Origin of the sequence: Actinophytocola sp. NPDC049390 (assembly GCF_044466355.1) — a bacterium.
In the GTDB taxonomy this organism is placed as follows: domain Bacteria; phylum Actinomycetota; class Actinomycetes; order Mycobacteriales; family Pseudonocardiaceae; genus Actinophytocola.
This window is the reverse complement of sequence record NZ_JBITMQ010000013.1, coordinates 60,589-86,451: the sequence shown is the minus strand read 5'-3', so window position 1 is coordinate 86,451 and position 25,863 is coordinate 60,589. Positions and strand designations below refer to the sequence as shown.

At 70.1% G+C, this 25,863-nt stretch carries 27 protein-coding genes; 6 read left to right on the top strand and 21 right to left on the bottom strand.

Annotated elements, in window-relative coordinates; genetic code table 11:
- Positions 1-17 precede the first annotated feature (17 nt).
- A complete protein-coding gene (locus tag ACIBVP_RS31895) occupies positions 18-833 on the top strand; it encodes a DUF1206 domain-containing protein (protein ID WP_396110107.1) in 816 nt (271 codons plus the stop codon).
- Here ACIBVP_RS31895 and ACIBVP_RS31890 read toward each other — a convergent pair.
- Both ACIBVP_RS31890 and ACIBVP_RS31885 read right to left on the bottom strand, forming a co-directional pair.
- Positions 830-1,264 carry a DUF2550 domain-containing protein gene (locus ACIBVP_RS31890; protein WP_396110106.1) on the bottom strand — a complete coding sequence of 145 codons (435 nt, stop codon included), beginning with the start codon at positions 1,262-1,264 and terminating at the stop codon, positions 830-832. The two genes, ACIBVP_RS31895 and ACIBVP_RS31890, sit on opposite strands and share 4 nt — an antisense overlap.
- Positions 1,265-1,288: 24 nt before the next feature.
- On the bottom strand, positions 1,289-1,645 hold the full coding sequence (locus ACIBVP_RS31885; protein ID WP_396110379.1) for a F0F1 ATP synthase subunit epsilon: 357 nt from the start codon (positions 1,643-1,645) through the stop codon (positions 1,289-1,291).
- Between the two features lie 124 nt (positions 1,646-1,769).
- On the opposite strand from ACIBVP_RS31885, the gene ACIBVP_RS31880 reads away from it, so the two are divergent.
- Both ACIBVP_RS31880 and ACIBVP_RS31875 read left to right on the top strand, forming a co-directional pair.
- On the top strand, positions 1,770-2,288 hold the full coding sequence (locus tag ACIBVP_RS31880) for a SigE family RNA polymerase sigma factor (protein ID WP_396110105.1): 519 nt from the start codon (positions 1,770-1,772) through the stop codon (positions 2,286-2,288).
- On the top strand, positions 2,285-3,607 hold the full coding sequence (locus ACIBVP_RS31875) for a hypothetical protein (protein ID WP_396110103.1): 1,323 nt from the start codon (positions 2,285-2,287) through the stop codon (positions 3,605-3,607). Before ACIBVP_RS31880 ends, ACIBVP_RS31875 begins: the two co-directional genes overlap by 4 nt.
- 78 nt (positions 3,608-3,685) lie before the next feature.
- Here ACIBVP_RS31875 and atpD read toward each other — a convergent pair whose 3' ends face one another.
- The 10 genes from atpD to glyA all read right to left on the bottom strand — a co-directional run bounded on the left by atpD (position 3,686) and on the right by glyA (position 13,445).
- Positions 3,686-5,110, bottom strand: coding sequence for a F0F1 ATP synthase subunit beta (atpD, locus tag ACIBVP_RS31870; RefSeq protein WP_396110102.1), 1,425 nt, complete (start codon positions 5,108-5,110; stop codon positions 3,686-3,688).
- The gene (locus ACIBVP_RS31865; protein ID WP_396110101.1) at positions 5,110-6,060 is read right to left on the bottom strand and encodes a F0F1 ATP synthase subunit gamma; all 951 of its coding nucleotides are present in this window, start codon (positions 6,058-6,060) and stop codon (positions 5,110-5,112) included. The genes atpD and ACIBVP_RS31865 overlap by 1 nt, the downstream gene beginning before the upstream one ends.
- A 14-nt stretch (positions 6,061-6,074) precedes the next feature.
- Positions 6,075-7,715, bottom strand: coding sequence for a F0F1 ATP synthase subunit alpha (gene atpA / locus ACIBVP_RS31860; RefSeq protein ID WP_396110100.1), 1,641 nt, complete (start codon positions 7,713-7,715; stop codon positions 6,075-6,077).
- Between the two features lie 48 nt (positions 7,716-7,763).
- Entirely contained in the window at positions 7,764-8,606 is an 843-nt protein-coding gene (locus tag ACIBVP_RS31855; RefSeq protein WP_396110099.1) for a F0F1 ATP synthase subunit delta, read from the bottom strand.
- Between the two features lie 24 nt (positions 8,607-8,630).
- Positions 8,631-9,173 (bottom strand): F0F1 ATP synthase subunit B, encoded by a 543-nt coding sequence (locus ACIBVP_RS31850; RefSeq protein ID WP_396110098.1) that lies wholly within the window; start codon positions 9,171-9,173, stop codon positions 8,631-8,633.
- A gap of 30 nt (positions 9,174-9,203) precedes the next feature.
- On the bottom strand, positions 9,204-9,464 hold the full coding sequence (locus ACIBVP_RS31845; protein WP_396110097.1) for an ATP F0F1 synthase subunit C: 261 nt from the start codon (positions 9,462-9,464) through the stop codon (positions 9,204-9,206).
- 73 nt (positions 9,465-9,537) lie between these two features.
- Complete coding sequence (gene atpB / locus ACIBVP_RS31840; RefSeq protein WP_396110096.1) at positions 9,538-10,320, bottom strand: F0F1 ATP synthase subunit A; 783 nt, start codon at positions 10,318-10,320, stop codon at positions 9,538-9,540.
- 209 nt (positions 10,321-10,529) lie between these two features.
- Positions 10,530-11,030 (bottom strand): hypothetical protein, encoded by a 501-nt coding sequence (locus ACIBVP_RS31835; protein ID WP_396110095.1) that lies wholly within the window; start codon positions 11,028-11,030, stop codon positions 10,530-10,532.
- Positions 11,027-12,172 (bottom strand): glycosyltransferase family 4 protein, encoded by a 1,146-nt coding sequence (locus tag ACIBVP_RS31830; RefSeq protein WP_396110094.1) that lies wholly within the window; start codon positions 12,170-12,172, stop codon positions 11,027-11,029. The genes ACIBVP_RS31835 and ACIBVP_RS31830 overlap by 4 nt, the downstream gene beginning before the upstream one ends.
- 4 nt (positions 12,173-12,176) lie before the next feature.
- The gene (glyA, locus tag ACIBVP_RS31825) at positions 12,177-13,445 is read right to left on the bottom strand and encodes a serine hydroxymethyltransferase (RefSeq protein ID WP_396110093.1); all 1,269 of its coding nucleotides are present in this window, start codon (positions 13,443-13,445) and stop codon (positions 12,177-12,179) included.
- 67 nt (positions 13,446-13,512) lie between these two features.
- Between glyA and ppk2 the strand changes: the two genes are divergently transcribed.
- Entirely contained in the window at positions 13,513-14,286 is a 774-nt protein-coding gene (ppk2, locus tag ACIBVP_RS31820) for a polyphosphate kinase 2 (RefSeq protein WP_396110092.1), read from the top strand.
- Between the two features lie 36 nt (positions 14,287-14,322).
- Here the strand turns inward: ppk2 and ACIBVP_RS31815 are convergent, their stop codons facing one another.
- Entirely contained in the window at positions 14,323-14,946 is a 624-nt protein-coding gene (locus tag ACIBVP_RS31815) for a hypothetical protein (protein ID WP_396110091.1), read from the bottom strand.
- Positions 14,947-15,012: 66 nt separating this feature from the next.
- On the opposite strand from ACIBVP_RS31815, the gene ACIBVP_RS31810 reads away from it, so the two are divergent.
- Both ACIBVP_RS31810 and ACIBVP_RS31805 read left to right on the top strand, forming a co-directional pair.
- Complete coding sequence (locus ACIBVP_RS31810; protein WP_396110090.1) at positions 15,013-15,834, top strand: tetratricopeptide repeat protein; 822 nt, start codon at positions 15,013-15,015, stop codon at positions 15,832-15,834.
- A gap of 15 nt (positions 15,835-15,849) precedes the next feature.
- Positions 15,850-16,482 carry an L-threonylcarbamoyladenylate synthase gene (locus tag ACIBVP_RS31805; RefSeq protein ID WP_396110089.1) on the top strand — a complete coding sequence of 211 codons (633 nt, stop codon included), beginning with the start codon at positions 15,850-15,852 and terminating at the stop codon, positions 16,480-16,482.
- A 1-nt stretch (position 16,483) separates the two neighbouring features.
- On the opposite strand, the gene prmC is transcribed toward ACIBVP_RS31805, so the two are convergent.
- From prmC to lysA, 8 genes are all read right to left on the bottom strand, one after another.
- Complete coding sequence (gene prmC / locus ACIBVP_RS31800; RefSeq protein WP_396110088.1) at positions 16,484-17,332, bottom strand: peptide chain release factor N(5)-glutamine methyltransferase; 849 nt, start codon at positions 17,330-17,332, stop codon at positions 16,484-16,486.
- Between the two features lie 13 nt (positions 17,333-17,345).
- Positions 17,346-18,422, bottom strand: coding sequence for a peptide chain release factor 1 (gene prfA, locus ACIBVP_RS31795; protein ID WP_396110087.1), 1,077 nt, complete (start codon positions 18,420-18,422; stop codon positions 17,346-17,348).
- Between the two features lie 69 nt (positions 18,423-18,491).
- Positions 18,492-18,713: a 50S ribosomal protein L31 gene (rpmE, locus tag ACIBVP_RS31790; RefSeq protein WP_396110086.1), complete on the bottom strand. Its 222-nt coding sequence runs from the start codon at positions 18,711-18,713 to the stop codon at positions 18,492-18,494.
- Between the two features lie 136 nt (positions 18,714-18,849).
- The gene (gene rho, locus ACIBVP_RS31785) at positions 18,850-20,829 is read right to left on the bottom strand and encodes a transcription termination factor Rho (protein WP_396110085.1); all 1,980 of its coding nucleotides are present in this window, start codon (positions 20,827-20,829) and stop codon (positions 18,850-18,852) included.
- A 333-nt stretch (positions 20,830-21,162) separates the two neighbouring features.
- A complete protein-coding gene (thrB, locus tag ACIBVP_RS31780; RefSeq protein WP_396110083.1) occupies positions 21,163-22,062 on the bottom strand; it encodes a homoserine kinase in 900 nt (299 codons plus the stop codon).
- Entirely contained in the window at positions 22,059-23,141 is a 1,083-nt protein-coding gene (thrC, locus tag ACIBVP_RS31775) for a threonine synthase (RefSeq protein ID WP_396110082.1), read from the bottom strand. The genes thrB and thrC overlap by 4 nt, the downstream gene beginning before the upstream one ends.
- Positions 23,138-24,430 carry a homoserine dehydrogenase gene (locus tag ACIBVP_RS31770; protein ID WP_396110081.1) on the bottom strand — a complete coding sequence of 431 codons (1,293 nt, stop codon included), beginning with the start codon at positions 24,428-24,430 and terminating at the stop codon, positions 23,138-23,140. Before ACIBVP_RS31770 ends, thrC begins: the two co-directional genes overlap by 4 nt.
- Positions 24,427-25,863 carry a diaminopimelate decarboxylase gene (lysA, locus tag ACIBVP_RS31765; protein ID WP_396110080.1) on the bottom strand — a complete coding sequence of 479 codons (1,437 nt, stop codon included), beginning with the start codon at positions 25,861-25,863 and terminating at the stop codon, positions 24,427-24,429. Before lysA ends, ACIBVP_RS31770 begins: the two co-directional genes overlap by 4 nt.

Here is a 25,863-nt window from a genome sequence, read left to right as displayed (position 1 = left end):
CTGGGTATTTCCGGGTCATGGTGACACTGTCCGCGCGACGCGCGAAGAACAGCAGGGTGACGCAGGGGCTCGGGCGGGCAGGCATGGCCTGCTACGGGCTCGTGCACGTGATCGTGGCGTACCTCGCGGCGCGCGTGGCGTTCGGCGACACCGGGGAACAGGCCGACCAGACGGGCGCGGTCCAGGAAGTGGGCTCCGGCACGTTCGGTGCCGTCGTGCTGTGGGTGCTGGCCGTCGGGCTCGTCGCCTACGGCGTCTGGCAGGTCATGCAGGCCACCGTCGGGTACCAGTGGATCCGCAAGACGAGCAGACGGACCCGGCGGCGTGCCGGCGCCGCCGTGAAGGCCGTCATCGGGGTCACGCTCGGCATCTACGCCGGGCGACTGGCGTCCGGCAACGGGTCCGGCGGCTCCGGTGACCAGCAGCAACAGGAGTTCACCGCGACGCTGCTCGCCCTGCCCGCCGGGCAGGTGCTCGTCGGGATCGTGGCGGCCGTCGTGGTCGGTGTCGGAGTCGGGCAGGTCAGGAACGGTGTGAAGAAGTCGTTCCTCGACGACCTCGACATCCACGACCTGCCGCGCGGCACCCGGCAGTGGGTGCGACGGCTCGGCGTCGTCGGCTACATCGCCAAGGGTGTGGTCATCGGCATCGTCGGCGTGCTGCTCGGGCTCGCCGCGTTCCAGCACAACTCACGCGAGGCGGGCGGTCTGGACCGGGCGCTCAAGACGCTGGCCGCCCAGCCGTTCGGCACCGTGGCGCTGGCGGTCGTGGCGATCGGGCTCGCCGCGTTCGGCGTCTACTGCTTCGCCGCCGCGCGGGCACACAAGACTTAGGAGGCCCAGGGCAGGCGGCCCGGCGGGGCGGACTCCAGCCATGACAGGAAGCCGGTCAGCGCGTCGGGGCCCATGGCGATCTCCACGTCGGCGCCGCTGCCGGCCTCCCGGAAACGCAGGACGTGCGACGAGGGCGGCATGGAGTACAGCTCCGGCCCTGACGGGTCCCGCCGGTCCGCGATCTCCAGCGCGCTGCGGCTGATCACCCGGTCGGGGCCGGGACGCAGGCTGAGCACGCGGAACCACACGAACTCGTCACCCTGGTAGCGGCCCACCCCGAGGTGCCAGCCCTTGCCGGAGTCGTCGAGCCGGGTGCGCAGCGCGGCGTGCACGCCGCCGGACCGCAACGCGCGCAGGCGTCTGACCGTGAACCAGACAAGGACGACCGTGACAAGCAGGAGGACCGCTCCGACCACCACGGTGATGTCCACGGCCCTCCCCCGTTCGCCCGGCCGTCAGTCCCGCTGGCCCGCGGCGCGAAGTCGGCCCTGCGCTCTGGCGCGGACCTCCTCGTCGTCCGAGTTGAGGTCGGCCTGCGCGGCCGTCACGTCGATCTCGTCGGCCAGGTCGGCGGACTCGGCGAGGATGCGTACGGCCTCACCAGTCACGGAGAGGAACCCACCCTGGACGGCCGCGGTGACGGTCTCGCCGTCGGTCGTGCGCACCTTGACCACGCCACCCTCGATCAGCTGACCGAGCACGGGCTCGTGACCGGGCAGAATGCCGATCTCGCCCTCGGTGGTCTGCGCCGAGACGAACGTGCCGGTACCCGACCACAGGCGTCGTTCCACGGCGACCAGCTGGACGGACATCTCGGCCACGCGGTACCTCCTTGTATGGGTCTTCGTACGAAGTCTAATTGGTCTGCTCTCAACCTCCCCAGCCAGGCTGGTGTCTGAACGGGGTGAGACAAGTCACCGATCCACTGGGGTACACATGGACGAAGCCGACTTCACGGACTTCGTGACACATCGCGGGGCCGCGCTGCTGCGGACCGCGTTCCTGCTGTGCGGCGGAGACCGGGGCGCCGCGGAGGACCTGCTGCAGGACGTGCTGGAACGCGCCTTCCCGAAATGGCGGCGCATCAGGGGCCGCCCGGAGACCTACCTGCGTGCGGCGCTCGCGAACGCCGCCGCCAACCGCTGGCGGAGCCGGTCCCGACGCGTCCGGGAGGTACCGCTGCACGACGGGACGCCGCCCATCACGCCGGGCCCGGAACACCAGGTCGTCGAGGAGGACCGCGTCGTGCGCGCACTCGACGCGCTGCCGCCGCGCATGCGGGCCGTGCTGGTGCTGCGTTTCTTCGACGACATGGCCGAGAAGGACGTCGCCAGGGCGCTCCGCTGCAGCACCGGCACCGTCAAGAGCCAGACGTCGCGGGGCCTCGCGCGGCTGCGCGAGGTGCTCGACGACGCCGACCTCCCCGACCCGGTCCACGAGAGGAATTTTCTGTGAACACGACGGAACTGACCGAGCGCCTGCGGGACGCGACCGACGGGCTCGACGTGCGCCCGGACTTCGCGGACGCCGTGCTGCGCGGTGGGCGCAGACGACGAGCCCGGCGCAGGCTGACCGTGGTCGCGTGCGTGGTGGCGACCGTCGCCGTGACCGCGACGGTGGTCACGCTTCGGGACGACCCGCCGGTCCCGGTCGCCGACGCGCGGCTGACGCAGCCCACCGCGGGTGACCTCGCCGACGACCGGGCCTTCCTCGACGAGGTGCGCCGGGTGTGGCTGCGGGACCTGCCGATCGCGCCCGAGGCCCGCGACCGGTACTACGACGACGTGCGCGGCGAGCCGCACGTCCAGTGGGCGGGCACCACCCCGGCCGGGCGGGCGGCGATCGTGCTGCAGCCGGTGTACGTGCACCCGAACAGCCAGGTGACCGAGGAGGGCCCGCGGACCGCGGAGGGCCTGGTCGCCGTCGATCCCGGCGACGGGCGGCTCAAGCTCGTCAGCACCCGGATGATCGGCGTGGACGGCTCGGGGCAGGCCAACTACTACCGGTTCGGCCCGGACGACCGGACGATGCTGGTCGTCGACCGGGGCAGGCCGCTGCACTACGACGACGCCGCGGAGTTCATCACGGACCGCAGGGAGATCCGGTTCGACTGGCGACGGCTGGCACCGGACGACGGAGTCGCCATCGTGACCACCCCGGACAGGGCGAGGAACGTCTCGCCGATGGTCTTCGAAGGGGACGACCCGCCAAAGCAGGCGCCCATCGCCGAGCTGCCGGTCATCCCGATGCCCGCGAGCCGCTGGCTCCACCTGCGGCTCCCCGACCGGTCCATCCGCCTGCCGTCCACCCTGCTGAACTGGGGCAACGTGCTGTGGCGGGTGGGCGAACCCATCGCGAAGTCGGCGCAGGGCGTGAACGCGACGTGGGGCTACTTCCGCCACTACCCGACCGACTACGAGTTCGTCACCAGCATGTGGACGATCGCGGCGGGGCTGCCGGACGGTCGCGTCGTCATCCTCAAGGAGCTGCAGGTCGGCACCGCGAAGCCCCGGCTGATCGCCGAGGTGGCGGCGAACGCGGACACGACGGACACGGTCCGGGTCGACGGCGGCCAGGTGGACGCGGACGCGATCCTGCCGGTCCGGTTCCACATCCCCGACGACGGCGGCTGGATCGTCGCGGACAAGGGCAAGGAACTGAGCTACCGCACCTCGCCCGACGAGGAATGGCAGGCCGTGGGGCGCGACGCCGCGCTGCTGCCCGCCGACGCGACGGAGGTGCTGGTGGGCGACCACTACGTGCGCCTGGCATGAGGGAGCCGTCCACAAGGGCGGAGACGGCGAACGCCGCGCCCCCGTGAGGGAGCGCGGCGTTCGCCGTCAGGAGTGCACCTACTTCTTGGTGATCTCCTTGTACTTCTTCTCCAGGTCCTCCAGGCCACCGATGCCCAGGAACGCCTGCTCCGGGTAGTGGTCGAAGTCGCCCTTGGTGATCTTGTCGAAGGCCTCGACGGTCTCCTCACGCGGCACGGTCGAGCCCGGGATCTGCGTGAAGGCCTCGGCCACCAGCATGTTCTGCGACAGGTAGCGCTCGATGCGGCGGGCCCGGTTCACCGTCAGCTTGTCCTCTTCGGACAGTTCGTCCATGCCGAGGATCGCGATGATGTCCTGCAGCTCCTTGTACTTCTGCAGGATCCGGATGACCTCGGACGCGACCGCGTAGTGCTTCTCGCCGACGATGGCCGGGTCGAGAATGGTCGACGTCGACGCCAGCGGGTCCACCGCCGGGAAGATGCCCTTCTGGAACACCGAACGGGAAAGCTCGGTGGTGGCGTCCAGGTGGGCGAACGTCGTGGCCGGGGCCGGGTCGGTGTAGTCGTCCGCGGGCACGTAGATCGCCTGCATCGAGGTGATCGAACGCCCCTTGGTCGAGGTGATCCGCTCCTGCAGCTCACCCATCTCGTCCGCCAGCGTCGGCTGGTAACCCACCGCGGAAGGCATACGACCGAGCAGGGTCGACACCTCGGAACCCGCCTGGGTGAAGCGGAAGATGTTGTCGATGAACAGCAGCACGTCCTGGTTCTGGACGTCGCGGAAGTACTCCGCCATGGTCAGCGCCGACAGGGCGACCCGCATACGCGTGCCCGGCGGCTCGTCCATCTGACCGAACACGAGCGCGGTGTCGTTGATGACGCCGTCCTCGCTCATCTCCAGGAAGAGGTCCGTGCCCTCACGGGTGCGCTCGCCGACACCGGCGAACACCGAGGTGCCACCGAAGTTCCGGGCGACACGGGTGATCATCTCCTTGATGAGCACCGTCTTGCCCACGCCCGCACCACCGAACAGACCGATCTTGCCACCGGTCACGTACGGGGTCAGCAGGTCGATGACCTTGAGGCCGGTCTCCAGCATCTCGGTCTTGCCCTCGAGCTGGTCGAAGGCCGGGGGCTTGCGGTGGATCTCCCACTTCTCGAAGTCCGAACCGTAGCCGGGCTCGTCGAGGCACTCGCCGAGCGCGTTGTAGACGTGGCCCTTGACCTTGTCACCGACCGGCACGGAGATCGCGGCGCCGGTGTCACGCACCTCGGCGCCACGGACCAGGCCGTCCTGCGGCTGCAGGGAGATGGTGCGCACGAGGTTGTCGCCGAGGTGCTGGGCGACCTCGAGGGTCACCGTCTTCTTCAGCTCCTCGAACGTGATCTCGGTCTTCAGCGCGTTGAACAGGTCCGGCACCTGGCCACGGGGGAACTCGACGTCGACCACAGGACCGGTCACCCGCACGATGCGGCCCTTGGCGGTGTTCTCGGTTGTCGTCATCAGTCTTCACTTCCTACCGAGGCGAGTGCGTCCGCACCGCCGACGATTTCGCTGATCTCCTGGGTGATCTGGCCCTGACGTGCCTGGTTGGCGAGCCGGGTGTACGTCTTCACCAGGTCGTTCGCGTTGTCCGACGCCGACTTCATGGCGTTGCGCTGCGCGGCCAGCTGCGACGCCGCCGACTCGAGCAGCGCCGCGTAGATCCGGGTGTTGATGTACTTCGGCAGCAGCGCGGAGAGCAGCGCCTCGGCACTGGGCTCGAACGAGTAGGCCGACGGGATGACGTCGCTCCTGGGCGCTTCCGCGCCCTCCTCGGCGTACTCCACCTCGAGCGGCGCGATCCGCTTGGCCACCGGCACCTGCGACAGCATCGAGCGGAACTCCGTGTACACGATGTGCAGCTCGTCGACGCCGAGGATGCCGTCGGCACCCGCCTCGTCACCCTCGTCGTCGGCACCCGCGTTGAAGGCGGCGACCAGCGTCCTGCCGGCCTCCGCGGCGTTCTCGTACCGCGGCACCTGCGTGAAACCGGTCCAGCTCTCGGTGACCTTGCGGTCCCGGAACCGGTAGTAACCGACGCCCTTGGCGCCCATCACGTACAGCACCGGAGTCTTGCCCTGCTCACGCAGCAGCGACTGGAGCTCCTCGGCGGCACGCAGCACGTTGGCGTTGTAGGCGCCGCAGAGACCCTTGTCGCTGGTGACGACGAGCACGCCGACCCGCTTGGGGTTCGGGCGCTCGGTCAGCAGCGGGTCGTCGAGCGTGGTGGCGGCGCTGGCCAGCGCGGAGAGGACCTTGGTGATCTCCTCGGCGTACGGCCGGGACGCGTCCACCCGTGCCTGCGCCTTGCTGATGCGCGACGTGGCGATGAGCTCCATCGCCTTGGTGATCTTGCCGATGGACTTGGTCGCCCGGATCTTGGACCGTAGTTCGCGAAGTTGTGCGGCCATCTACTTCCGTCCGGTCAGCTCTTCGGGGCCGGACGGTTGACCTTGACGGTCTCCTGCCCGACCTCGTCGGCGGCCATGGCCTCGGCCTCTTCCTGGCTGAGGGTCTTGCCCTCGGAAGTGGTGAAGCCCTTCTTGAACTCCTTGGTCGCGTTGACGGCGCGCTCGGCGAGGTCGTCGGTCCACTTACCGGTGTCCCGGATCTCGGCGAGGATGCCCTCGTGCTTGTGGCGCAGGTTCTCCATGAGCTCCTTGTTGAACCGCGCGACGTCCTCGACCGGCACGTCGTCGTAGTGCCCGTTGGTGCCGAGGTACACGGTGACGACCTGCTGCTCGACCGGCACCGGCGAGTACTGCGGCTGCTTGAGCAGCTCGTACAGGCGGGCACCGCGGTCCAGCTGCGCACGCGACGCGGCGTCGAGGTCGGAGGCGAAGGCGGCGAACGCCTTGAGCTCCTCGTACTGCGACAGGTCGATACGCATGGAGCCGGAGACCGACTTCATGGCCTTGATCTGCGCGGCACCACCGACTCGGGACACCGAGGTGGTCACGTCGACCGCCGGGCGCTGACCCGAGTTGAACAGGTCCGACTGGAAGAAGCACTGCCCGTCGGTGATGGAGATGACGTTCGTCGGGATGTAGGCGGAGATGTCGTTCGCCTTGGTCTCGATGACCGGCAGACCCGTCATCGAACCCGCGCCCAGCTCGTCGTTCAGCTTCGCGCAGCGCTCCAGCAGACGGGAGTGCAAGTAGAAGACGTCGCCGGGGAACGCCTCGCGGCCCGGCGGGCGGCGCAGCAGCAGCGACAGCGCGCGGTACGCCTCGGCCTGCTTGGTCAGGTCGTCGAACACGATCAGGACGTGCTTGCCCTGGTACATCCAGTGCTGGCCCAGGGCCGAGCCGGTGTAGGGGGCCAGCCACTTGAAGCCCGCGGAGTCGGACGCCGGGGCGGCGACGATCGTGGTGTACTCCAGCGCGCCGTTGTCCTCGAGCGCCTTGCGCACCGACGCGATCGTGGTGCCCTTCTGGCCGACCGCGACGTAGATGCAGCGGACCTGCTTGTCCGGGTCGCCGGACTCCCAGTTCGCGCGCTGGTTGAGGATCGTGTCGACGCAGACCGCGGTCTTGCCGGTCTTGCGGTCGCCGATGATCAGCTGGCGCTGGCCGCGGCCGATCGGGGTCATCGCGTCGATCGCGGTGATACCGGTCTGCAGCGGCTCACCCACCGGCTGGCGCTGCACCACCGTGGCGGCCTGCAGCTCCAGAGCGCGGGTCTCCTCGGCGGCGATGTCGCCGAGGCCGTCGAGGGGCTGGCCGAGCGGGTCGATGACACGGCCGAGGAAGGCGTCACCCACCGGGACCGAGAGGATCCGGCCGGTCCGCTTGACCTCCTGGCCCTCCTCGATCTGCTCGTAGTTGCCCAGGATGACCACACCGATCTGGCGCGGCTCCAGGTTCTGTGCGACCCCGAGAATCCCGCCCGGGAACTCGAGGAGCTCGTTTGCCATGGTCGAGGGCAGGCCCTCGACGTGCGCCACGCCGTCACCGGTGTCGACGACGAGGCCGACCTCCTCCCGGTTGACGTCAGGCGAGTAACTGGACACGTAGTTGTCGATCGCACTGCGAATCTCGTCCGACGAGATCGTCAGCTCCGCCATGTCGTTCCCGCTCCTACCGTCTATGTCTATCTCAGAAGTTCGTGGTGCTTAGCCCGCGAGGCGCCGGCGCAGCTCGTCGATGCGGCCGGTGGCGCTGCCGTCGATGACCTCGTCGCCGACCCTGATCACCAGGCCGCCCTGGATGTTCGGGTCGACCTCGACGTGCAGCGCGATGGGCCGCGAGTAGATGCGCTGGAGGGTGGCGGCGAGCCGCTCCTCCTGCTCGGCGCTCAGCGGGACCGGTGCGACCACCGTGGCCACGGACCGCTCACGCCGCTTGGCCGCCTCGGCGGCCAGCTCACCGAGACCGCCGACGACCGTCCGCCCGCGCGGGGTGGTCACCAGCTGCTCGACCAGGCGGAGGGTGACGCTGTCGGCCTTCTCGCCGAGCAGCTCCCGGACCAGCGTGCGCTTGCTCTCAACCGGCGCGGTCCGGTCGGACAGGGCCCGCTCCAGCCCGCCGTCGCCGGCGACGATCCGGCTGAACCGGAACAGCTCGTCCTCCACCGCGTCCAGGCGGCCTTCCCGCTCCGCGTGCACGAGCAGCGCGGTGCGGCCCAGCTCGTCCAGGCCGTCGACCAGCTCACGCGGTGTCGACCACCGCTCGCCGACGGCCGTGGTCAGCACGTCCAGCGCGGGGGCGCTGATCTTGCCGGTCAGCAGCTGGGTGAGCAGGCCCTCGCGGCGCGACCGCTCCGCGGAGGAGTCGCCGAGCACCCGCCGCAGGCCGACCTCCCCGTCGAGCAGGCGTACGACGGAGAGCAGCTCGTCACCGAGCTGCTCGGCGGGCACGCTCTTGGCCCGCGCGGCCGGCTTGGCGCTCAGCACCGCGAGCAGCTTCTGCTCGGCGGTGGCGAGTGCCTCCCGGCTCGCGGCGTGGAACAGCGTCATCGTCAATCCCGTCCTCAAAGGGCCTTAGTTCCGCGCCGAGACCGAGTCGAGGTCGTCGAGGAACCGGTCCACGGTGCCCCGGCGGCGCGCCTCGTCCTCGAGGGACTCACCGACGACCCGGCTGGCCAGCTCGACCGCGTGGCGGCCGAGGTCGGCACGCAGCTCCGCGACGATCTGAGCGCGCTGGGCCTCCAGCTGCGCACGCCCAGCAGCCACGATACGTGCGGCTTCCTCCTGCGCCTGGACGCGGAGCTCCTCCTTGATCTGCTCCGCCTCCAGCCGGGCGTCGTCCCGGATGCGCGCGGACTCGGCACGGGCCTCGGCGAGCTGCGACTGGTAGGTCTGCAGCGCCTCCTCGGCCTGGGCCTGGGCCTCCTCGGCCTTCTTGATGCCGCCCTCGATCTTCTCGGTGCGCTCCTTGTAGAGCGCCTCGAACCGCGGGAACGCGAACTTCTGCAGCACCCACAGCAGCAGCAGGAAGGCGACCAGACCGAGGATGACCTCGGACAGGTGCGGAATGATCGGACTCGGCTCTTCCGCGGCCAGAACAATCGCGGTATTCACCATGGTGGCTCCCGGAGCGTCAGAAGGGGGGTCTTACTCAGGCGCTCCACCGGTGGACGCGATGAAGAAGAGCACCAGGCCGATCAGCGCGAGGACCTCGACCAGAACGAAGGTCTGCCACGCGATGCTCATGAGCTTGCTCTGGGCCTCGGGCTGGCGGGCGGTGCCGTTGATGACCGCGGCGAAGATGAGACCCACACCGATGCCCGGGCCGATCGCGCCCAGGCCGTAACCGATGAGCGAAAGGCCCGGGTTCAGGTTGAAGGACTCCTGGGCGATCTGAATGGCGCTCACTTGATTTGTTTCCTTCCAAACTCGGTCCGCGAGGTTTCGCGGATCGGGTGCATGCCTTTATCGGTTGTGAAACTCAGTGGTCCGCAGACAGAGCGGCGCTGATGTAGTTCGCCGCCAGCAACGCGAAGATGTACGCCTGGAGCACCTGGATCAGGGCCTCGACGAACGTCATCGCGATGGCGAAAGCCCACGAGACCAGTGAGACCGGCTTCAGAGGGCCGCTCGCCTCGAGCAGCAGGTACTGGCCCGCGAGCGTGAACACGAGCAGGATCAGGTGGCCGGCGAACATCGCGGCGAACACCCGGATCGCGTGCGTGAGCGGGTTCATGAAGAACTTCACGAACGCCTCGACCGGCACCAGCAGCACGAGCACCGGCTTCGGCACACCCGGCGGAACGAGCTGGTTCTTGATGTGGCCGACGAAACCGTGCCGCCGAATGCCCACGTAGTGCCACAGCGGGTACACGACCAGCAGCGACAACGCGAGCGGGAAACCGATGTGCGAGAACGTCGGGAACTGGATGATCGGGATGAGCCCGAAAATGTTGTTCACCAGGACGAAGCAGAACATCGTCACGATCAGCGGCACGTACGGCCGGAAGTCCTTGGAGCCGATCAGGTCCCGCGCGATGTTGTTGCGGCCGAAGTCGTAGACCGACTCGGCGACGAAGGAGAAGCGGCTCGGCACCACCGAGAGGCGGCGCGACGCCATCAGGAAGAACACCGCGATGATGACCACGGACAGCACCACAAGCAGCATCGGCTTGGTGATGCCCAGAAATATGGGAGGGAGGTTGAAGTCACCCGCACCTGGGGGAACGAACGAACCACCCTCTGCTAGCCACAGCGCCCGCAACTGGGCTCCTTCCGGTTCTCCCGGCCGGCAGATTCACACCGCCGGGGGAATCGTCACGATCTGGACGTAACGTACCTCAGCCAGCCCGCGCACCTGTCAGCGGCACCCCTGCTCGTGAGGGGTGCCCCTGGGCTTGTGAACCGAGGTACAAGCGCACCCTATCAGCCACTCAGGTGATAGAAGAACGCGCGTACTACTTGGTAGGAGATCTACTGGTCGTCGTCGCTGATGATCAAGGTAGGCAGCTTCGTGCGGCGGAACGCGACGGTGTCCATCGCGGCCCAGACGACCACCACCGCGAGCATCGTGAACGCCAGCGACTTGGTGTGCAGCCAGGTGATCTCGCGCAGCACCATCAGCACGAGCAGCAGGATGATCATCTTGCCGACGAACCCGCCGAGGGCGCCGGTCATCACCATCATCGGGTTCTTGTCGGCCGTCTTGCGCATCAGCCACCACGTCGCCAGCGACGACGCGACGGCCACCAGCGCGCCGATCAGCGCCGCGACCCCGCCGCGCGCGCCGAACATGACACTCGCCACCACGATGCCGATGACCGCGGTCACAGCGGACGGCCAGATCGCGTAGCGCAGCATGGCGTCCGCCAGCCGGGTGACCGCCTCACCGTGCGTCTTCGGCAGGTCCGTCTGAATGCCCAGGTCAGCGGCGGTCGGCTCGGCCTGGTCCTGCTCTGTCTTCTCGGTACTCATCTCGCCCTGAGTCTAGGGACGATCGAGACGATCAGTGCGATCAGGAGGCCGATACCGATCCCCCACACCACCGCGAACGCGTCGAACAGGCTCAACGCGACCGTCCCGAACGCCAGCACGGCGGCCCACAAGTAGATCAACAGGACGGCCCTGCGCTGCGAGTGACCGATCTCCAGCAGGCGGTGGTGCAGGTGCATCTTGTCGGCGTGGAACGGCGACAGGCCCTTCCGTGTGCGCCGCACGACCGCCATCAGCAGGTCCAGCACCGGTACGAACAGGACCGCCGCGACCACCAGCAGTGGCGACAGCAGCGCGATCGTCTCCGTGCCGTCGAGGCTCAGCACCTTGCCGGACGCCGAGGTGCTCGCGCCCGCCATCATCAGGCCGATCAGCATCGAGCCGGAGTCGCCCATGAAGATCTTCGCGGGCTGGAAGTTGTGCGGCAGGAAACCCATGCACGCGCCGGCGAGCGTCGCGGCGATCAGCGCGGGCGGGTAGTAGGTGACGTCGCCGCCCGACCGGTCGAGCAGGTGCAGCGAGAACGCGCAGGTGGCGACGGCCGAGATGAGGCCGACGCCCGCCGCGAGGCCGTCCAGCCCGTCGACGAAGTTGATCGCGTTGACCATCGTGACCACGAGCAGCACGGTCAGGATCGCGCCCTGGTTCTGGTCGAGGATCAGCAGCGAGCCGCCCTCCCCGTTGCCGCCCCACGGCACCCAGAAGATGATCCACTGCAGGCCGAGCAGCACGAGGATGCCCGCGCACGTCGTCTGACCGGCGAGCTTGGTGATCGAGTCCAGCTCGAACCGGTCGTCGAGCATCCCGATCACCATGATCAGGCCGCCGCCGAGCAGGATCGCGGTCGGGTCGAGCGAGTAGTCGAACGCGCGGCGCAGCACCGGCAGCTGGTGGGCGAGCAGCATGCCGCCGCACACGCCGAGGTACATCGCGAGGCCGCCGAGCCGCGGGATCGGCACGGTGTGCACGTCGCGCTGCCGGGGGTAGGCGACCGCGCCCCACCGCAGCGCGAGCCGCCGCACGAGACCGGTGAACAGGAACGTCAGTACGGCCGTGGTCAGCCCGACGAGCAGGTACTCCCGGATCGGGAGTCCGGCGGGCTGGAAGTTCTGTGCCAGGTCCACGCGGTCAGTCCCGGGGGTAGGCGGGGTGCGACGCGGTGAGCGCGCGGACGGTCTCGGCCACGGCGGCGTGGTCCTCCTCGCCCGGCTCGGCGCGGACCGCACGCCCGATCAGGCGCGCGATCTCGGCCATCTCCGGCTCGGCCATGCCCTGCGTGGTGACACACGGTGAACCGATCCGGATGCCGGACGCGGTCGCCGGTGGCGCGGGGTCGAACGGGATCGCGTTCTTGTTCACCGTGATGTCGGCGAGCCCGCACCGCCGCTCCGCCTCGGCGCCCGTGACGCCGAGCGGCCGCACGTCCAGCAGCGCGAGGTGCGTGTCGGTGCCACCGGACACGACGCGCATGCCTTCCGCTTCGAGCCCCTTGGCGAGCGCGGCGGCGTTGGCGACGACCTGGGTCGCGTACCCCTGGTACTCGCTGGACGCGGCTTCCTTCAGCGCGACGGCCTTGGCGGCGACGGCGTGCATCAGCGGCCCGCCCTGGCTGAACGGGAAGACGGCCTTGTCGATCGCCTTGGCGTGCTCGGCCCGGCACACGATCATCCCGCCGCGCGGCCCGCGCAGGACCTTGTGCGTGGTGAAGGTGACGACGTCCGCGAACGGCACCGGCGAGGGCACCACCTTCCCGGCCACGAGCCCGATGAAGTGGGCCGCGTCGACCATCAGGATCGCGCCGACCTCGTCGGCGATCGCCCGGAACGCGGAGAAGTCGATCAGCCGCGGGTACGCGGTCGCCCCGGCGACGATCACGCGCGGCCGGTGCGCGAGCGCGAGGTCGCGCACCTGGTCGTAGTCGATCAGCTCGGTGTCCTGCCGCACCCCGTAGGAGACGGCCGTGAACCACCGGCCCGAGAAGTTGACCTTCGACCCGTGCGTGAGATGCCCGCCCTGCTTGAGGTCCATGGCGAGGACCGCGTCGCCGGGCTCGCAGAACGCGGCGTACGCGGCGAGGTTCGCACTGGCGCCGGAGTGCGGCTGCAGGTTGGCGTGCTCGGCCCCGAACAGCTCCTTCGCACGGGCGACGCCGATCTCCTCGGCGACGTCCACCTGCGCACAACCCCCGTAGTAGCGGCGCCCCGGGTAGCCCTCCGCGTACTTGTTGGAGAGCGTCGACCCGAGCGCGGCCAGCACCGCGGGACTCGTGAGGTTCTCGCTGGCGATCAGTTGCAACCCGCCGCGGAGGCGGTCCAGCTCACCGAGCACCACGTCGGCGATCTCGGGATCCGTAGCGGCCAGCGAATCGAAGTCCGGGCCCCAGAACGGCGTGTTCACCCCTGCTGCTTCTCTCTCGTGGCAGTTTTGCCGGGCCAGGCTACCGCGAGCGGGTTACGGTCCGTGGATGACCAAGCTGAACTACGAGCAGGAGCTCGCGCACCTGCATCTGGAGCTGGTGAAGCTGCAGGACTGGGTCAAGGCGAAGGGCCTGCGCGTGGCGGTGTTGTTCGAGGGCCGCGACGCCGCGGGCAAGGGCGGCGCGATCAAACGCATCACCGAGCCGCTGAACCCCCGTGTCTGCCGGGTCGCCGCGCTGGGCACTCCCACCGAACGCGAGAAGAGCCAGTGGTACTTCCAGCGTTACGTGGCCCATCTGCCCGCGGCCGGTGAGATGGTGCTGTTCGACCGTTCCTGGTACAACCGCGCCGGCGTGGAACACGTGATGGGTTTCTGCACCGACGACGAATACCAGGAGTTCCTCCGCTCGGCCCCGGAGTTCGAACGGCTGCTCATCCGGTCGGGCATGATCCTGGTGAAGTACTGGTTCTCGGTGTCCGACGAGGAGCAGGAGAAGCGTTTCCAGGAACGCATGCGCGACCGGACGAAGCGCTGGAAGATCTCGCCGATGGACCTCGAGGCACGGCGTCGGTGGTTCGACTACTCGAAGGCCAAGGACGTCATGTTCGCCCACACGGACGTGGCGGACTCGCCGTGGTGGGTGGTGGAAGCGGACTCCAAGAAGAGGGCTCGGCTGAACTGCATCTCGCACCTGTTGAGCCAGGTGCCGTACGAGGACGTCGAGCCGCCGGTGCTGGAACTCCCGCCACGCGGCCCGAAGGACCCCGACTACCGGCGCCCGCCGAAGCAGTCGATGCGCTACGTCCCGGCGCGGTACTGACCCGGTCCCGACCCCACGCCCGGGTCCTGAAAGGACTTACGGCCGCGAGTTGGCCACCATCGCGTCGTAGACCGGCTTCATCCGCGACCAGCGCTCGTCCGGCGCCGACGCGAACACGAAGTACTCGACCCCGTCGACGTGCCAGTACAGGGCGTGCACCCGCTGCAGCCCGCGCCCGTCCCGGTGCTGGTACTCCCACTCCACGGCCGGGTGCCCGCCGTACGTGGCGCTGATGAGGTCCAGCCGCCGGTAGGCCACCGCCCGCGACGCGAACCCGGACTCGTGCGCCACGTGCACCCGCACGATGTCGGGCGAGGCGGCCACGGCCCCGCCGAACCCCACGACGCGTGCCGGGTCGGACGGGTCCACGGCACGCAGCGCGCCGGGGCTGCCCGCGGACACCGGACGCCACCCGTCCGGAATCACGGTCGTCAGGCCCTCCGGACCGGCCACCCGCTGGAACCCGGCGGGCGCGGAACTGGACGCCGCCGTCGGCGACGCGCCGTCGGACGACACGTACGTGGCCGGGTCCTGGACGCCCGCCGCGTCGGTCTTGGGCATCGTCAGCAACACGGCCCCGACCGCCGCGCTCACCACGAGATAGGCAGCGGAGAACGCCCACGCGACCCACCGCGAGCTGAGCGACCTGACGCTCGCCACCAGTTTCACCTCTGTAACCCCCCGACACGGGTATACCGAGAGTAACGTGCCTGCCGAGGTGATCCAATGCTTCGAGCGTGGCAGGACGTGATCGTCAAGTGGCGACTGGTGCCGGACGACCAGCCTGTCGATCAGCCGGAAGCCCGGCTGCACGCGGATCGTGGCCGGTCGGCGCTGGTGGCCGGGCGGCTCGACGAGGCCCTCGCCGAGTTCGAGGCCGCCGCGGAGTTACGGAACGATCCACTCGATCGGGTGGGTATCGGGGACGTGTTCCTCGCGCGCGGTGGCTGGCGCGACGCCGAGGAGAGCTACCGCTCCGCCCTGCCCACCGGTGGGCTCGGCGCGCTGCTGGGGCAGGTGGGACTCGCACAGGTGCAGATCGGGCAGGGACAGGCGGCCGGTGCCGTCGCCGACCTCGAACTGCTCGTCGCCGACCGGCCCGCGGAGCCGACGCTGCGGTACTACCTGGCCGGCGCCTGGTACTCGGCGGCGGAACAGTGCCGGTCGCGGACCGCCGACGACGTGCTGGTGATCACCAGTGAGGCGCAGCTGCGGATCTGTGAGGACGCGGGACGGCGGATCCTCGCGCTGCGGACCGGCGACATGGAGCTCGAGCGGGGCGCACGCCAACTGCTGTCCGAGGTGGCGGCAGGCAGGCGCTGGACCTGGTCGCCGGAGGGCATCGCGGTGAGCCTCGCGGTGTTGATCATCGCGCTCGGGTTGATCACCGTGGTGGCCGGTGGGCTGCTGGACAACGTGGTGCTGGTGTTCGTCGGCGCGATCGTCGGCGCCGCGCTGCTGTACGCGGTCGTGTTCCGCTTCCGGCGGCAGACGTGGCGGCGGCGGGCCGACGAGATGGCCCCGCACATCGTCAAACCGGGTGTCTAGCTAGAGTTCCCAATTGTGAGTGTCGTCTACGACTGCGCGCGGCAACCGGACCGCACCGACGGGCTCGCCGCCGCGGCCAGCGCCGCGCGTGCCGGGCGGCTCGTGGTGATCCCCACCGACACGGTGTACGGCATCGGCGCGGACGCGTTCTCGTCCACCGCCGTGCGGGCGCTGCTCGCCGCGAAGAACCGCGGCCCGGACATGCCGGTCGGGGTGCTCGTCGGCTCCTGGTCGACGATCGACGGGCTGGTGCTGTCGGTCCCCCGCTCCGCCCGACTGCTCGTCGAGGCGTTCTGGCCCGGTGACGTGTCGATCGTCCTGCCGCACGCGCCGTCGCTGTCGTGGGACCTCGGGAACACCAGCGGGACCGTGATGCTGCGGATGCCGCTGCACCCGGTGGCGATCGAGCTGCTGCGCGAGGTCGGTCCGATGGCCGTGTCCAGCGCGAACGTGTCCGGGAAGCCGCCCGCGGCGACCGCCGACGACGCGAGGACGCAGCTGGGCGAGTCGGTCGCCGTCTACCTCGACGGCGGTCCGTCCGGCGACCCGGTGCCGTCGACGATCGTGGACCTCTCCGGAGACGAGCCGCTCGTGCTGCGCGAGGGCGCGGTGTCGACAGCAGCGATCTTCGAGGCGCTGGGGTCCTAGGTCAGGACCGCCTGACCGCGGTCGCGAAACGCGGTCGCCCGGCCAGGTCGTCGTGGTCGGTGACCGACGTCAGGACCTTCCTGGTCGCCAGCAGTTCTGGCACGGACTCACGCTGTGTGTCGTCGTGCTCGATGGCGACGGCGCCGCCCGGTTTCAGCAGCCTGGCGGCCAGGTTGACCACGTGCCGGATCACGGTGAGGCCGTCGCTGCCCGCGAACACCGCCTTGAACGGGTCGTGCTCCCCCACCTCAGGCGGCACGACGGTGCCGATCGGCACGTAGGGCGGGTTGCACAGGACCAGGTCGACGCCTGCGTCGAACTCGGTGAACAGGTCCGGGTCCGTCACGTCGCCCGCGTGCAGGCGGACCTTGCTGTCCGCCATGTTGCGACGGGCCCACGCGAGCGCCGTGTGGTCCGCCTCGACCGCGTGGACCTCCGCGTCCGGTCGTTCCGCGGCGAGGGCCAGGGCGAGCGCCCCACTGCCCGTGCACAGGTCCACCACGACCGGGTTCTGGCGGTCGGCGATGAACCCGAGCCCCCACTCCAGTAGCAGCTCGGTCTCCGGCCGCGGCACGAACACGCCCGGCCCGACCTCCAGGGTCACCGCGCCCATCGCCGCCCAGCCCAGCAGGTGCTGCAGCGGGACGCGTTTCGCGCGCTGGTGCACGAGCTGGCCGATGGCGTCGACGACCTGCCGGTCGACCAGCGGCGTCAGCATCAGCTTCCCGCGCGGCACGTCGAGGACGTGGGCCGCGATCAGCTCCGCGTCCGCACGTGGGGACGCCACGCCGGCGTCGGCGAGGATGCGCTCGGCCGCCATGATCGCGAGGCGCAACGGCTGTCTGCTCACGGGCGTGAGCCTGTCACGCCGACTGGTGCGCGGCGAGTCGTTCGTCCCGGTCGGCGGTGGCCAGCGCGTCGAGCACGCCGTCGAGGTCGCCGTTCAGCACCTGGTCCAGGTTGTAGGCCTTGTAGTTCACGCGGTGGTCGGAGATGCGGTTCTCCGGGAAGTTGTAGGTGCGGACGCGCTCGGAGCGGTCGACGGTGCGCACCTGGCTCGCGCGCGCGGCCGACGCCTGCTTCTGGGCCTCCTCCTCGGCGGCCGCGGCCAGGCGGGCCTTCAGCACCTGCATGGCGCGCGTCTTGTTCTGCAACTGACTGCGCTCGTTCTGGCAGGACACCACGATGCCGGTCGGCAGGTGCGTGATGCGCACGGCCGAGTCGGTGGTGTTGACGCTCTGGCCGCCCTTGCCGGACGACCGGAACACGTCGACGCGCAGGTCCTTCTCCGGGATCTCCACGTCCTCGGCGGCGTCCTGAACGTCCGGGTAGACGAGCACACCGGCTGCGGAGGTGTGGATGCGGCCCTGCGACTCGGTGGCGGGGACGCGCTGCACGCGGTGCACACCGCCCTCGAACTTCAGGCGGGACCACACACCCTCGGCGACCGGGGTCTTGGAGCGGATGGTGACGGTCGCGTCCTTGTACCCGCCCAGCTCGGTCTCGGTGCCGTCGAGCACCTCGGTGGACCAGCCGTGCTTCTCCGCGTACCGCAGGTACATGCGCAGCAGGTCACCGGCGAACAGCGCCGACTCGTCGCCGCCCTCACCGGACTTGATCTCCATGATGAGGTCGTCGCCGTCGTGCGGGTCGCGGGGCAGCAGCAGCTCGGTGAGCTTGTCCTCCAGCGCGGGCACCTTCTCCGCGAGGGACGCGGCCTCCTCGGCGAACGCCGGGTCCTCGGACAGCTCCTGCGCCGTGGCGAGGTCGTCGCGGGCGCGTTCCAGCTCGCGCAGGGTGCGGACGATCGGGGTCAGCTCGGCGTAGCGGCGGCCCAGCTTGCGGGCACGGGCCTGGTCGCCGTGCACGGCGGGGTCGGCGAGCGAGCGCTCCAGCTCCTCGTACTCGCCGAGCAGCTCACCGAGCGATGACGCGTCCACAGTGGTCCCTCTCGTGACGTAGACACGAAAACGGCGTCCACCCGGGACGGGTGGACGCCGAATCCGAAGCTACTTGGCCTTCTTCTCCCGCTTGCCGTAGCGGGCCTCGAAGCGCGCGACCCGGCCGCCGGTGTCGAGGATCTTCTGCTTGCCCGTGTAGAACGGGTGGCAGTTCGAGCAGACTTCCACGTGGATGCTGCCCGACTTCTTGGTGCTGCGGGTGGTGAACGTGTTCCCACAACCGCAGGTGACCTCGGTGGTGACGTACTCGGGGTGGATACCGGTCTTCACAGATCTTGCCCTTTCTCGGTGGCCGCCGGGTCCCGAAACAACGTCTGGGGTGAACCGGAGCCGGACTCGACCCAACAGTTTGCCAGATGTCCTGGCAGGGGGTTCAACACGCCCCTGCCAGGACATATTCCGGCGACTAGTCGTCGTTGACGGACGGTGTGTTCTTCGCCACCTGCATCAGGAACTCGATGTTGGTGCGGGTCTTGCGGAGCTGGGTCAGCAGCAGGTCGATGGCCTGCTGGTTGTCCAGCGCGTGCAGCACACGGCGCAGCTTCACGGTGACGGCCAGCTCGTCCGGCGAGAGCAGCAGCTCTTCCTTACGAGTGGAGGACGCGTCGACGTTGACCGCCGGGAACGTGCGCTTGTCGGCGATCTTGCGGTCCAGGACCAGCTCGGCGTTGCCGGTGCCCTTGAACTCCTCGAAGATCACGGTGTCACCGGCGGAGCCGGTCTCGACCAGCGCGGTCGCGAAGATGGTCAGCGAGCCACCGTCTTCGATGTTCCGCGCGGCGCCGAGGAAGCGCTTCGGCGGGTACAGCGCCGTCGAGTCGACACCACCGGACAGGATGCGCCCGGACGCCGGGGCGGCCAGGTTGTACGCACGGCCGAGGCGGGTGATCGAGTCGAGCAGCACGACCACGTCGTGGCCCATCTCGACCAGGCGCTTCGCCCGCTCGATCGACAGCTCCGCGACCGTCGTGTGGTCCGACGGCGGGCGGTCGAAGGTCGAGGCGATGACCTCGCCCTTCACCGACCGCTGCATGTCGGTGACCTCTTCCGGCCGCTCGTCCACGAGCACGACCATCAGGTAGCACTCGGGGTTGTTCGTGGTGATCGCGTTCGCGATCGCCTGCAGCACGGACGTCTTGCCTGCCTTCGGCGGCGACACGATCAGCGCGCGCTGGCCCTTGCCGACCGGCATCACCAGGTCGATGACGCGGGTGGTCAGCACGTGCGACTCGGTCTCGAGGCGCAGCCGCTCGTTCGGGTACAGCGGCGTCAGCTTCGTGAACTCGGGGCGGTGCTTGGCCTGGTCCGGGTCCAGCCCGTTGATCGTCTCGACGCGCACCAGCGGGTTGAACTTCTGCCGCTGCTGCTCGCCCTCACGCGGCTGGCGCACCATGCCGGTGATCGCGTCACCGCGGCGCAGCCCGTACTTGCGGACCAGCGACAGCGACACGTACACGTCGTTCGGGCCCGCGAGGTAGCCGGAGGTACGCACGAACGCGTAGTTCTCCAGCACGTCGAGCACACCGGCGACCGGCAGCAGGACGTCGTCCTCGCGCACCTCGGTGTCGGGGCTGTCGCCGCGGCCACCACCGCTGCCGCGGCGGCGACGGTCGCGGAACCGCCGACCGCGCCTGCGGCCGCCGTCCTCGTCATCGTCGTCGTCCGGGCCGTTGTCGCGGTTCTGGCGCTGGTCACCACGGTTGTCGCCGCGGTTGTCCTGGTTACGCCCACCCCGGTCGCCCCGGTCACCACGGTCACCGCGGTTGTCCTGGTTACGGCCACCCCGGTCACCACGGTCGCCCCGGTCGTTGCCGCGGCCGCCGCGGTCCTCGCGCTTGTCGCCCTGCTTCTCGGCGGGCTTCTCGTCACCCGAACCGCGCTGGTCGCCACGGTTGTCGCCGCGGTCCTCGCGCTTCTCGCCCTCCGGCGCACCGGCGGAACGGGTCGAGCGGCGACGGCGGTTGCCCTCGCGGCGTCCGCCCTCCTCGGCCTCGGGCTGCTCGGCCTTCGGCTCCGACTCGGTCTTGACCTCGGGCTTCGCGGGCTTCTCGGACTTCTCGGGCTTCTCCGCGGCCGGCGCCTTCTCGTCGATGCCGAGCGGCAGCGTGTCGGAGGCCGCCTTCGAGTCCGCGGCCGCCTTGCCCGAGCCGCCGGACTGGCGCTCCTTGATGGCCGCGATGAGGTCACCCTTGCGCATGCCCGCGGTGCCCGTGATGCCGAGCTGGCCCGCGAGCTCCCGCAGCTCCGCGAGGACCATGCCGGTGAGACCGGCGCGACGCTTCGTTCCCCCGTTCGCGCTGGTACGCGTGGTTGTCTCGGCCGCACCGGCAGCGGTGTCGACCGTGCCGTTGGCAGTCTCGCTGCCCAGCAGATCAGTGTTGCTCACTCATGTCCTTCCTGACCAGGTCCCCGCCTCCTGAGGTGGACCCGTGAACCAGCGGACCGCCGAATCTCCAACCGAGACGGCGTGCTCCGCGGCCTCGCCAACGCGGAGCGTTAGTCGGTCACCACGGCTTTCGGTATCCGCCAACGTCGACTCCGGCCGGGAAGTGGGCCGAGTCGCCGACTGAACGGAAGATGCGACCCGAGGAAAGAAAATCCCCGGGAACGACACCGGGCGCCCGTACGCGCGGTGACTGAACGCCCCTGAGGGTAGACGCACACCCGCAGGCGTGCAACAACCGGGGCCAACCGGCGTGGCACAACCCTACAACGTCGACTACCTGCTGTTTGTTCCATTCAGCCCAGCGGGCTCGACGACGACGCCCGTCCGGTCCACCGGGAGCGCCCGCACGGCGAACCCGGTCGTGTCGACTCCGGACGGCAGCGTCCCGCCGGGCGGCAACGCGAACACGGTCGGTCCCGCGCCGGAAACCGTTGCGGGGACACCGTTCCCGCGAAGTTCACGAACCATTCGCATGGTTTCCGGCCACGCGGGCTCGCGGTAGTCCTGGTGCAGCCGGTCCTCTGTGGCGGGCAGTAGCAACCCGGGTTCGACGGTCAGTGCGTGCACCGCGAGCGCGCACCGGCCCGCGGTGAACGCGGCGTCGGTGTGCGGAACGTTGCCGGGAAGCAATCCACGCGTGACAGACGTCGCGGACTCGGCGTCCGGGACGAGCACGACCGGAGCGAGCGCCGAGTGCGGTTCGAGCCGCACGGCGCGGAACCGGGGACCTTCCGACCAGGCCAGCACCAGCCCGCCGTAGAGGGAGGCGGCCGCGTTGTCGGCGTGCCCCTCGAACTCGGCGGCGACCTGCAGCGCGTGTTCGTCCAGGTCCTTCCCGGCCAGCGCGTACGAGGCGGCGACGCCCGCGACGATCGCGGCGGCCGACGAACCCAGGCCACGGGCGTGCGGGATCGCGTTGTGACACCGGAGGAACACGCCGGGTAGCGGGAGGCCGAGCGCGTCGGCGCCCGCGCGCAGCGCACGCACGACCAGGTGTTTCTCGTCGGTGGGCACGCCACCGGCGCCCTCGCCGGTCACCTCGACCCTGGTTTCGTCGCCGGTCACGGTGACCACGACGGTGTCGTACAGGCCGAGCGCCATGCCGAGCGCGTCGAACCCGGCCCCCAGGTTGGCCGTGGAGGCGGGCACGCGGACCCGGACAGAAGTGTTCATGCCAGTTCGAGGGCCGCGGCGACCGCGTGCGGCTCCACCGGAATCGGTTCCACCGGCGCCATCTCGGCGAGCACCGTGTCCGGGTCCTTCAGGCCGTGGCCGGTGACGGTGCAGGTCACGAGCGAGCCCTTGGGCAGGCGGCCGTCCTCGGCGGCGGCCAGCAGACCGGCGACGCTGGCAGCCGACGCGGGTTCCACGAACACGCCCTCCCTGCGGGCGAGCAGGTGGTACGCGGCGAGGATCTGCTCGTCGGTGACGGCGTCGATGAGGCCGTCCGACTCGTCACGGGCGTTGATCGCACCGGTCCACGACGCGGGGTTGCCGACGCGGATCGCGGTCGCGATGGTGTCGGGGTCCTTGACCGGCTTGCCGGACACGAGCGGTGCGGCGCCCGCGGCCTGGAACCCGAACATCCTGGGCAGCGAGCCGACGACACCGTCCCGGGCGTACGCGCGGTAGCCGCTCCAGTACGCGGTGATGTTGCCCGCGTTGCCGACGGGCAGGCAGTGGATGTCGGGGGCACGGCCGAGCGTGTCGCAGATCTCCCACGCGGCGGACTGCTGGCCGACCAGCCGCACCGGGTTGACCGAGTTGACCAGCTCGATCGGGTACTCGACGGCGGTCTTGCGGGCCAGTTCGAGGCAGTCGTCGAAGTTGCCGTCGATCTGCAGGATGCGGGCCCCGTACACGACGGCCTGCGCGAGCTTGCCCTTCGCGATCTTGCCGCGCGGCACGAGAACGGCGCAGGTCAGGCCTGCGCGGGCGGCGTAGGCGGCGGCGGACGCGGACGTGTTGCCGGTCGACGCGCAGATCACGCCCGCCACGCCGGACGCGAGCGCGTAGGTCATCGCGACGGTCATGCCGCGGTCCTTGAACGAGCCCGTCGGGTTCGCGCCCTCGACCTTCAGGTGGATCTGGCTGCCGGTCAGCTCCGACAGGTGCGGCGCCTCGACGAGCGGCGTGCCGCCCTCCTGCAGGGTCACCGGCTTGGCGCCCTCGGGCAGCTCGATCCGGTCGGCGTAGGCCGCGATGACGCCCGGCCACGCCGGGCGCACGCCAAGACTCGCTTGCGGTGTCACGGTTCTTCTCCTTCTACCCGCATCACACTGGCGACCTCGCGCACCGACGGCAGGCCGGCCACCTTGTCCACTGTGGACCGCAGCGCCTCGTCCGGCGCGTAGTGCGTGACGATCACCAGGCTCGCGTCGCTGCCGCGGCCCTGCTGGCGCACGGCGGCGATGCTCACGTCGTGTTCGGCGAACACCGACGCGACCGTCGACAGCACACCGGCGCGGTCGGCCACGTCCAGGCTGACGTGGTAGCGGGTGTTCACCTGCGCGATCGGCACGACGGGCAGCGCGGCGTAGGACGACTCCCCCGGGCCGCGGCCACCGCTGACCTTGTTGCGTGCCACGGCGACGAGGTCGCCGAGCACGGCGCTGGCGGTCGGCGCGCCACCGGCGCCCTGGCCGTAGAACATGAGCGAACCGGCCGCCTCCGCCTCGACGAACACCGCGTTGTACGCGCCGCCGACGCTGGCCAGCGGGTGCGTGCGCGGGATCATCGCCGGGTGCACGCGCACCGCGACGCTGCCGTTCACGCGCTCGCAGATGGCGAGCAGTTTTATCGTCCTGCCAAGGGTTTTCGCCGCGGCGATGTCGGCGGGGGTGACCGCGGAGATGCCCTCGCGGTACACGTCGGCGGCGGTGACCCTGGTGTGGAAGGCGATCGAGGCGAGGATGGCGGCCTTGGACGCGGCGTCGTAGCCGTCCACGTCGGCCGTCGGGTCCGCCTCCGCGTAGCCGAGCCGGGACGCCTCGTCGAGGGTCTCCGCGTAGCTCGCGCCGGTCGCGTCCATGGCGGACAGGATGAAGTTGGTGGTGCCGTTGACGATCCCCATCACGCGGGTGATGTGGTCACCGGCGAGCGACTCGCGCAGCGGCCGCACCAACGGGATCGCGCCCGCCACGGCCGCCTCGAAGTAGAGGTCCGCGCCGGAGGTGTCGGCGGCGGCGAACAGGTCGGCCGCGTGCTCGGCGAGCAGCGCCTTGTTGGCGGTGACGACCGACTTTCCCTTGGACAGCGCGGAAAGCAGCCAGCCACGCACCGGGTCGATGCCGCCGACGACCTCGACCACGACGTCCACGTCGGAGGAGATGAGGGCCTCGGCGTCGGTCGTGATCAGGTGCGCCGGGACGTCCGGGTGGCGGTTGGGGCGGCGCACCGCGACACCCGCGAGCTCCACGGGTGCCCCAACGCGGGCGGCGAGGTCGGCGCCCTGCTCGTGCAGGATCCGCATGACCTGCGACCCGACGGTGCCGCACCCGAGCATCGCCACCCGGATGGGCTTGTGCCCCTCCTGAGTCATGAAACCTCCAGGCGCAGCAGGTCGTCCAGCGTCTCCCGACGCAGCAGAAGGCGCGCCTCGCCGTCCTTCACCGCGACCACGGCCGGGCGCACGAGACGGTTGTAGGAGCTGGCCATCGCGTAGCAGTACGCGCCGGTGGCGGCGACCGCGATCAGGTCGCCCGGCGTGAGGTTCTCCGGCAGCCAGCAGTCCCGCACGACCACGTCGCCGGACTCGCAGTGCTTGCCGACGACCCGGGACAGCGTCGCCTCCGCGCCCCGCTCCCCCTCGTCGCTCGACCGCGACACCAGCCTGCAGTCGTACAGCGCGTCGTACAGGGCGGTGCGGATGTTGTCGCTCATGCCGCCGTCGACGCTCACGTACCGGCGCGACGACCCGTGCCCCAGCTCGACATCCTTGGTGGTGCCCACCTCGTACAGCGTCACCGTGCTGGGCCCGACGATCGCGCGGCCCGGCTCGACCGCGATCTTCGGCATGTCCAGGCCCGCGTGCTCGCACTCCTTGGACACGATGTTGCGCAGCTGCTCGGCCAGCCAGCCGGGCGGCGGCGGGTCGTCGTCGGCCGTGTACGCGATGCCGAGGCCACCGCCGAGGTCCACTGTGGTCACCGAGGCCAGCGCGTCGGACCCGTGTTCCTTGTGCAGCTCCGCGAGCAGCCCGATCACGCGGTGCGCGGACAGCTCGAACGCGTTGGCGTCGAAGATCTGGGAGCCGATGTGGCTGTGCAGCCCGGTGAGTTTCAGGCCCGGCGAGCGCAGCACCCGCCGCACCGCCTCGGCCGCCGCGCCGCCCGCGAGGGAGAAGCCGAACTTCTGGTCCTCGTGCGCGGTCGCGATGTACTCGTGGGTGTGGGCCTCGACGCCGACGGTCACGCGCACCAGCACGTTCTGGGTGACGCCGCGCTCGCGGGCGATCCGGTCGAGGCGGGCGATCTCGAAGTACGAGTCGAGCACGACCGCGCCGACCCCGGCCTCGACCGCCTGGGTCAGCTCGTCGACCGACTTGTTGTTGCCGTGCAACGTGATCCGCTCGGCCGGGAAGTCCGCGCGCATCGCGATCGCCAGCTCGCCGCCGCTGCACACGTCGAGCGAGAGGCCTTCCTCGGCGACCCACCGCGCGATCTTCACGGACAGGAACGCCTTGGCCGCGTAGTGCACGAGCGCCGGGTCGCCGAACGCGCGGGCGTGGTCGCGGCAGCGGGACCGGAAGTCGTCCTCGTCCATCACGAACAGCGGCGTGCCGAACTCGGCGGCCAGCTCGCGGACGTCCACACCGGCGACACGGACCACGCCGTCGTCGCCGCGGGCCGAGTTGCGTGGCCAGATCTCGGCGTTCAACCGGTCCAGCTCGGCCGGGTCGGGCGGCTGGGGCCCCGCGGTGTTGCTGGGCAGCAGGACTTCTGCGTGGCGGGGTCCCGCCGGATGTGCCCTCAT

What these genes read in the sequence shown, in the direction of transcription:
- ACIBVP_RS31770 (WP_396110081.1), bottom strand. Translation starts at nt 24,430, where the DNA reads ATGACTCAGGAGGGGCACAAGCCCATCCGGGTGGCGATGCTCGGGTGC.
- ACIBVP_RS31895 (WP_396110107.1), top strand. Translation starts at nt 18, where the DNA reads ATGGTGACACTGTCCGCGCGACGCGCGAAGAACAGCAGGGTGACGCAG.
- ACIBVP_RS31835 (WP_396110095.1), bottom strand. Translation starts at nt 11,030, where the DNA reads ATGAGTACCGAGAAGACAGAGCAGGACCAGGCCGAGCCGACCGCCGCT.
- lysA (WP_396110080.1), bottom strand. Translation starts at nt 25,863, where the DNA reads ATGAGGGCACATCCGGCGGGACCCCGCCACGCAGAAGTCCTGCTGCCC.
- ACIBVP_RS31880 (WP_396110105.1), top strand. Translation starts at nt 1,770, where the DNA reads ATGGACGAAGCCGACTTCACGGACTTCGTGACACATCGCGGGGCCGCG.
- atpA (WP_396110100.1), bottom strand. Translation starts at nt 7,715, where the DNA reads ATGGCGGAGCTGACGATCTCGTCGGACGAGATTCGCAGTGCGATCGAC.
- ACIBVP_RS31885 (WP_396110379.1), bottom strand. Translation starts at nt 1,645, where the DNA reads ATGTCCGTCCAGCTGGTCGCCGTGGAACGACGCCTGTGGTCGGGTACC.
- ACIBVP_RS31865 (WP_396110101.1), bottom strand. Translation starts at nt 6,060, where the DNA reads ATGGCCGCACAACTTCGCGAACTACGGTCCAAGATCCGGGCGACCAAG.
- ppk2 (WP_396110092.1), top strand. Translation starts at nt 13,513, where the DNA reads ATGACCAAGCTGAACTACGAGCAGGAGCTCGCGCACCTGCATCTGGAG.
- ACIBVP_RS31855 (WP_396110099.1), bottom strand. Translation starts at nt 8,606, where the DNA reads ATGACGCTGTTCCACGCCGCGAGCCGGGAGGCACTCGCCACCGCCGAG.
- thrB (WP_396110083.1), bottom strand. Translation starts at nt 22,062, where the DNA reads ATGAACACTTCTGTCCGGGTCCGCGTGCCCGCCTCCACGGCCAACCTG.
- ACIBVP_RS31850 (WP_396110098.1), bottom strand. Translation starts at nt 9,173, where the DNA reads ATGGTGAATACCGCGATTGTTCTGGCCGCGGAAGAGCCGAGTCCGATC.
- ACIBVP_RS31810 (WP_396110090.1), top strand. Translation starts at nt 15,013, where the DNA reads ATGCTTCGAGCGTGGCAGGACGTGATCGTCAAGTGGCGACTGGTGCCG.
- atpD (WP_396110102.1), bottom strand. Translation starts at nt 5,110, where the DNA reads ATGACGACAACCGAGAACACCGCCAAGGGCCGCATCGTGCGGGTGACC.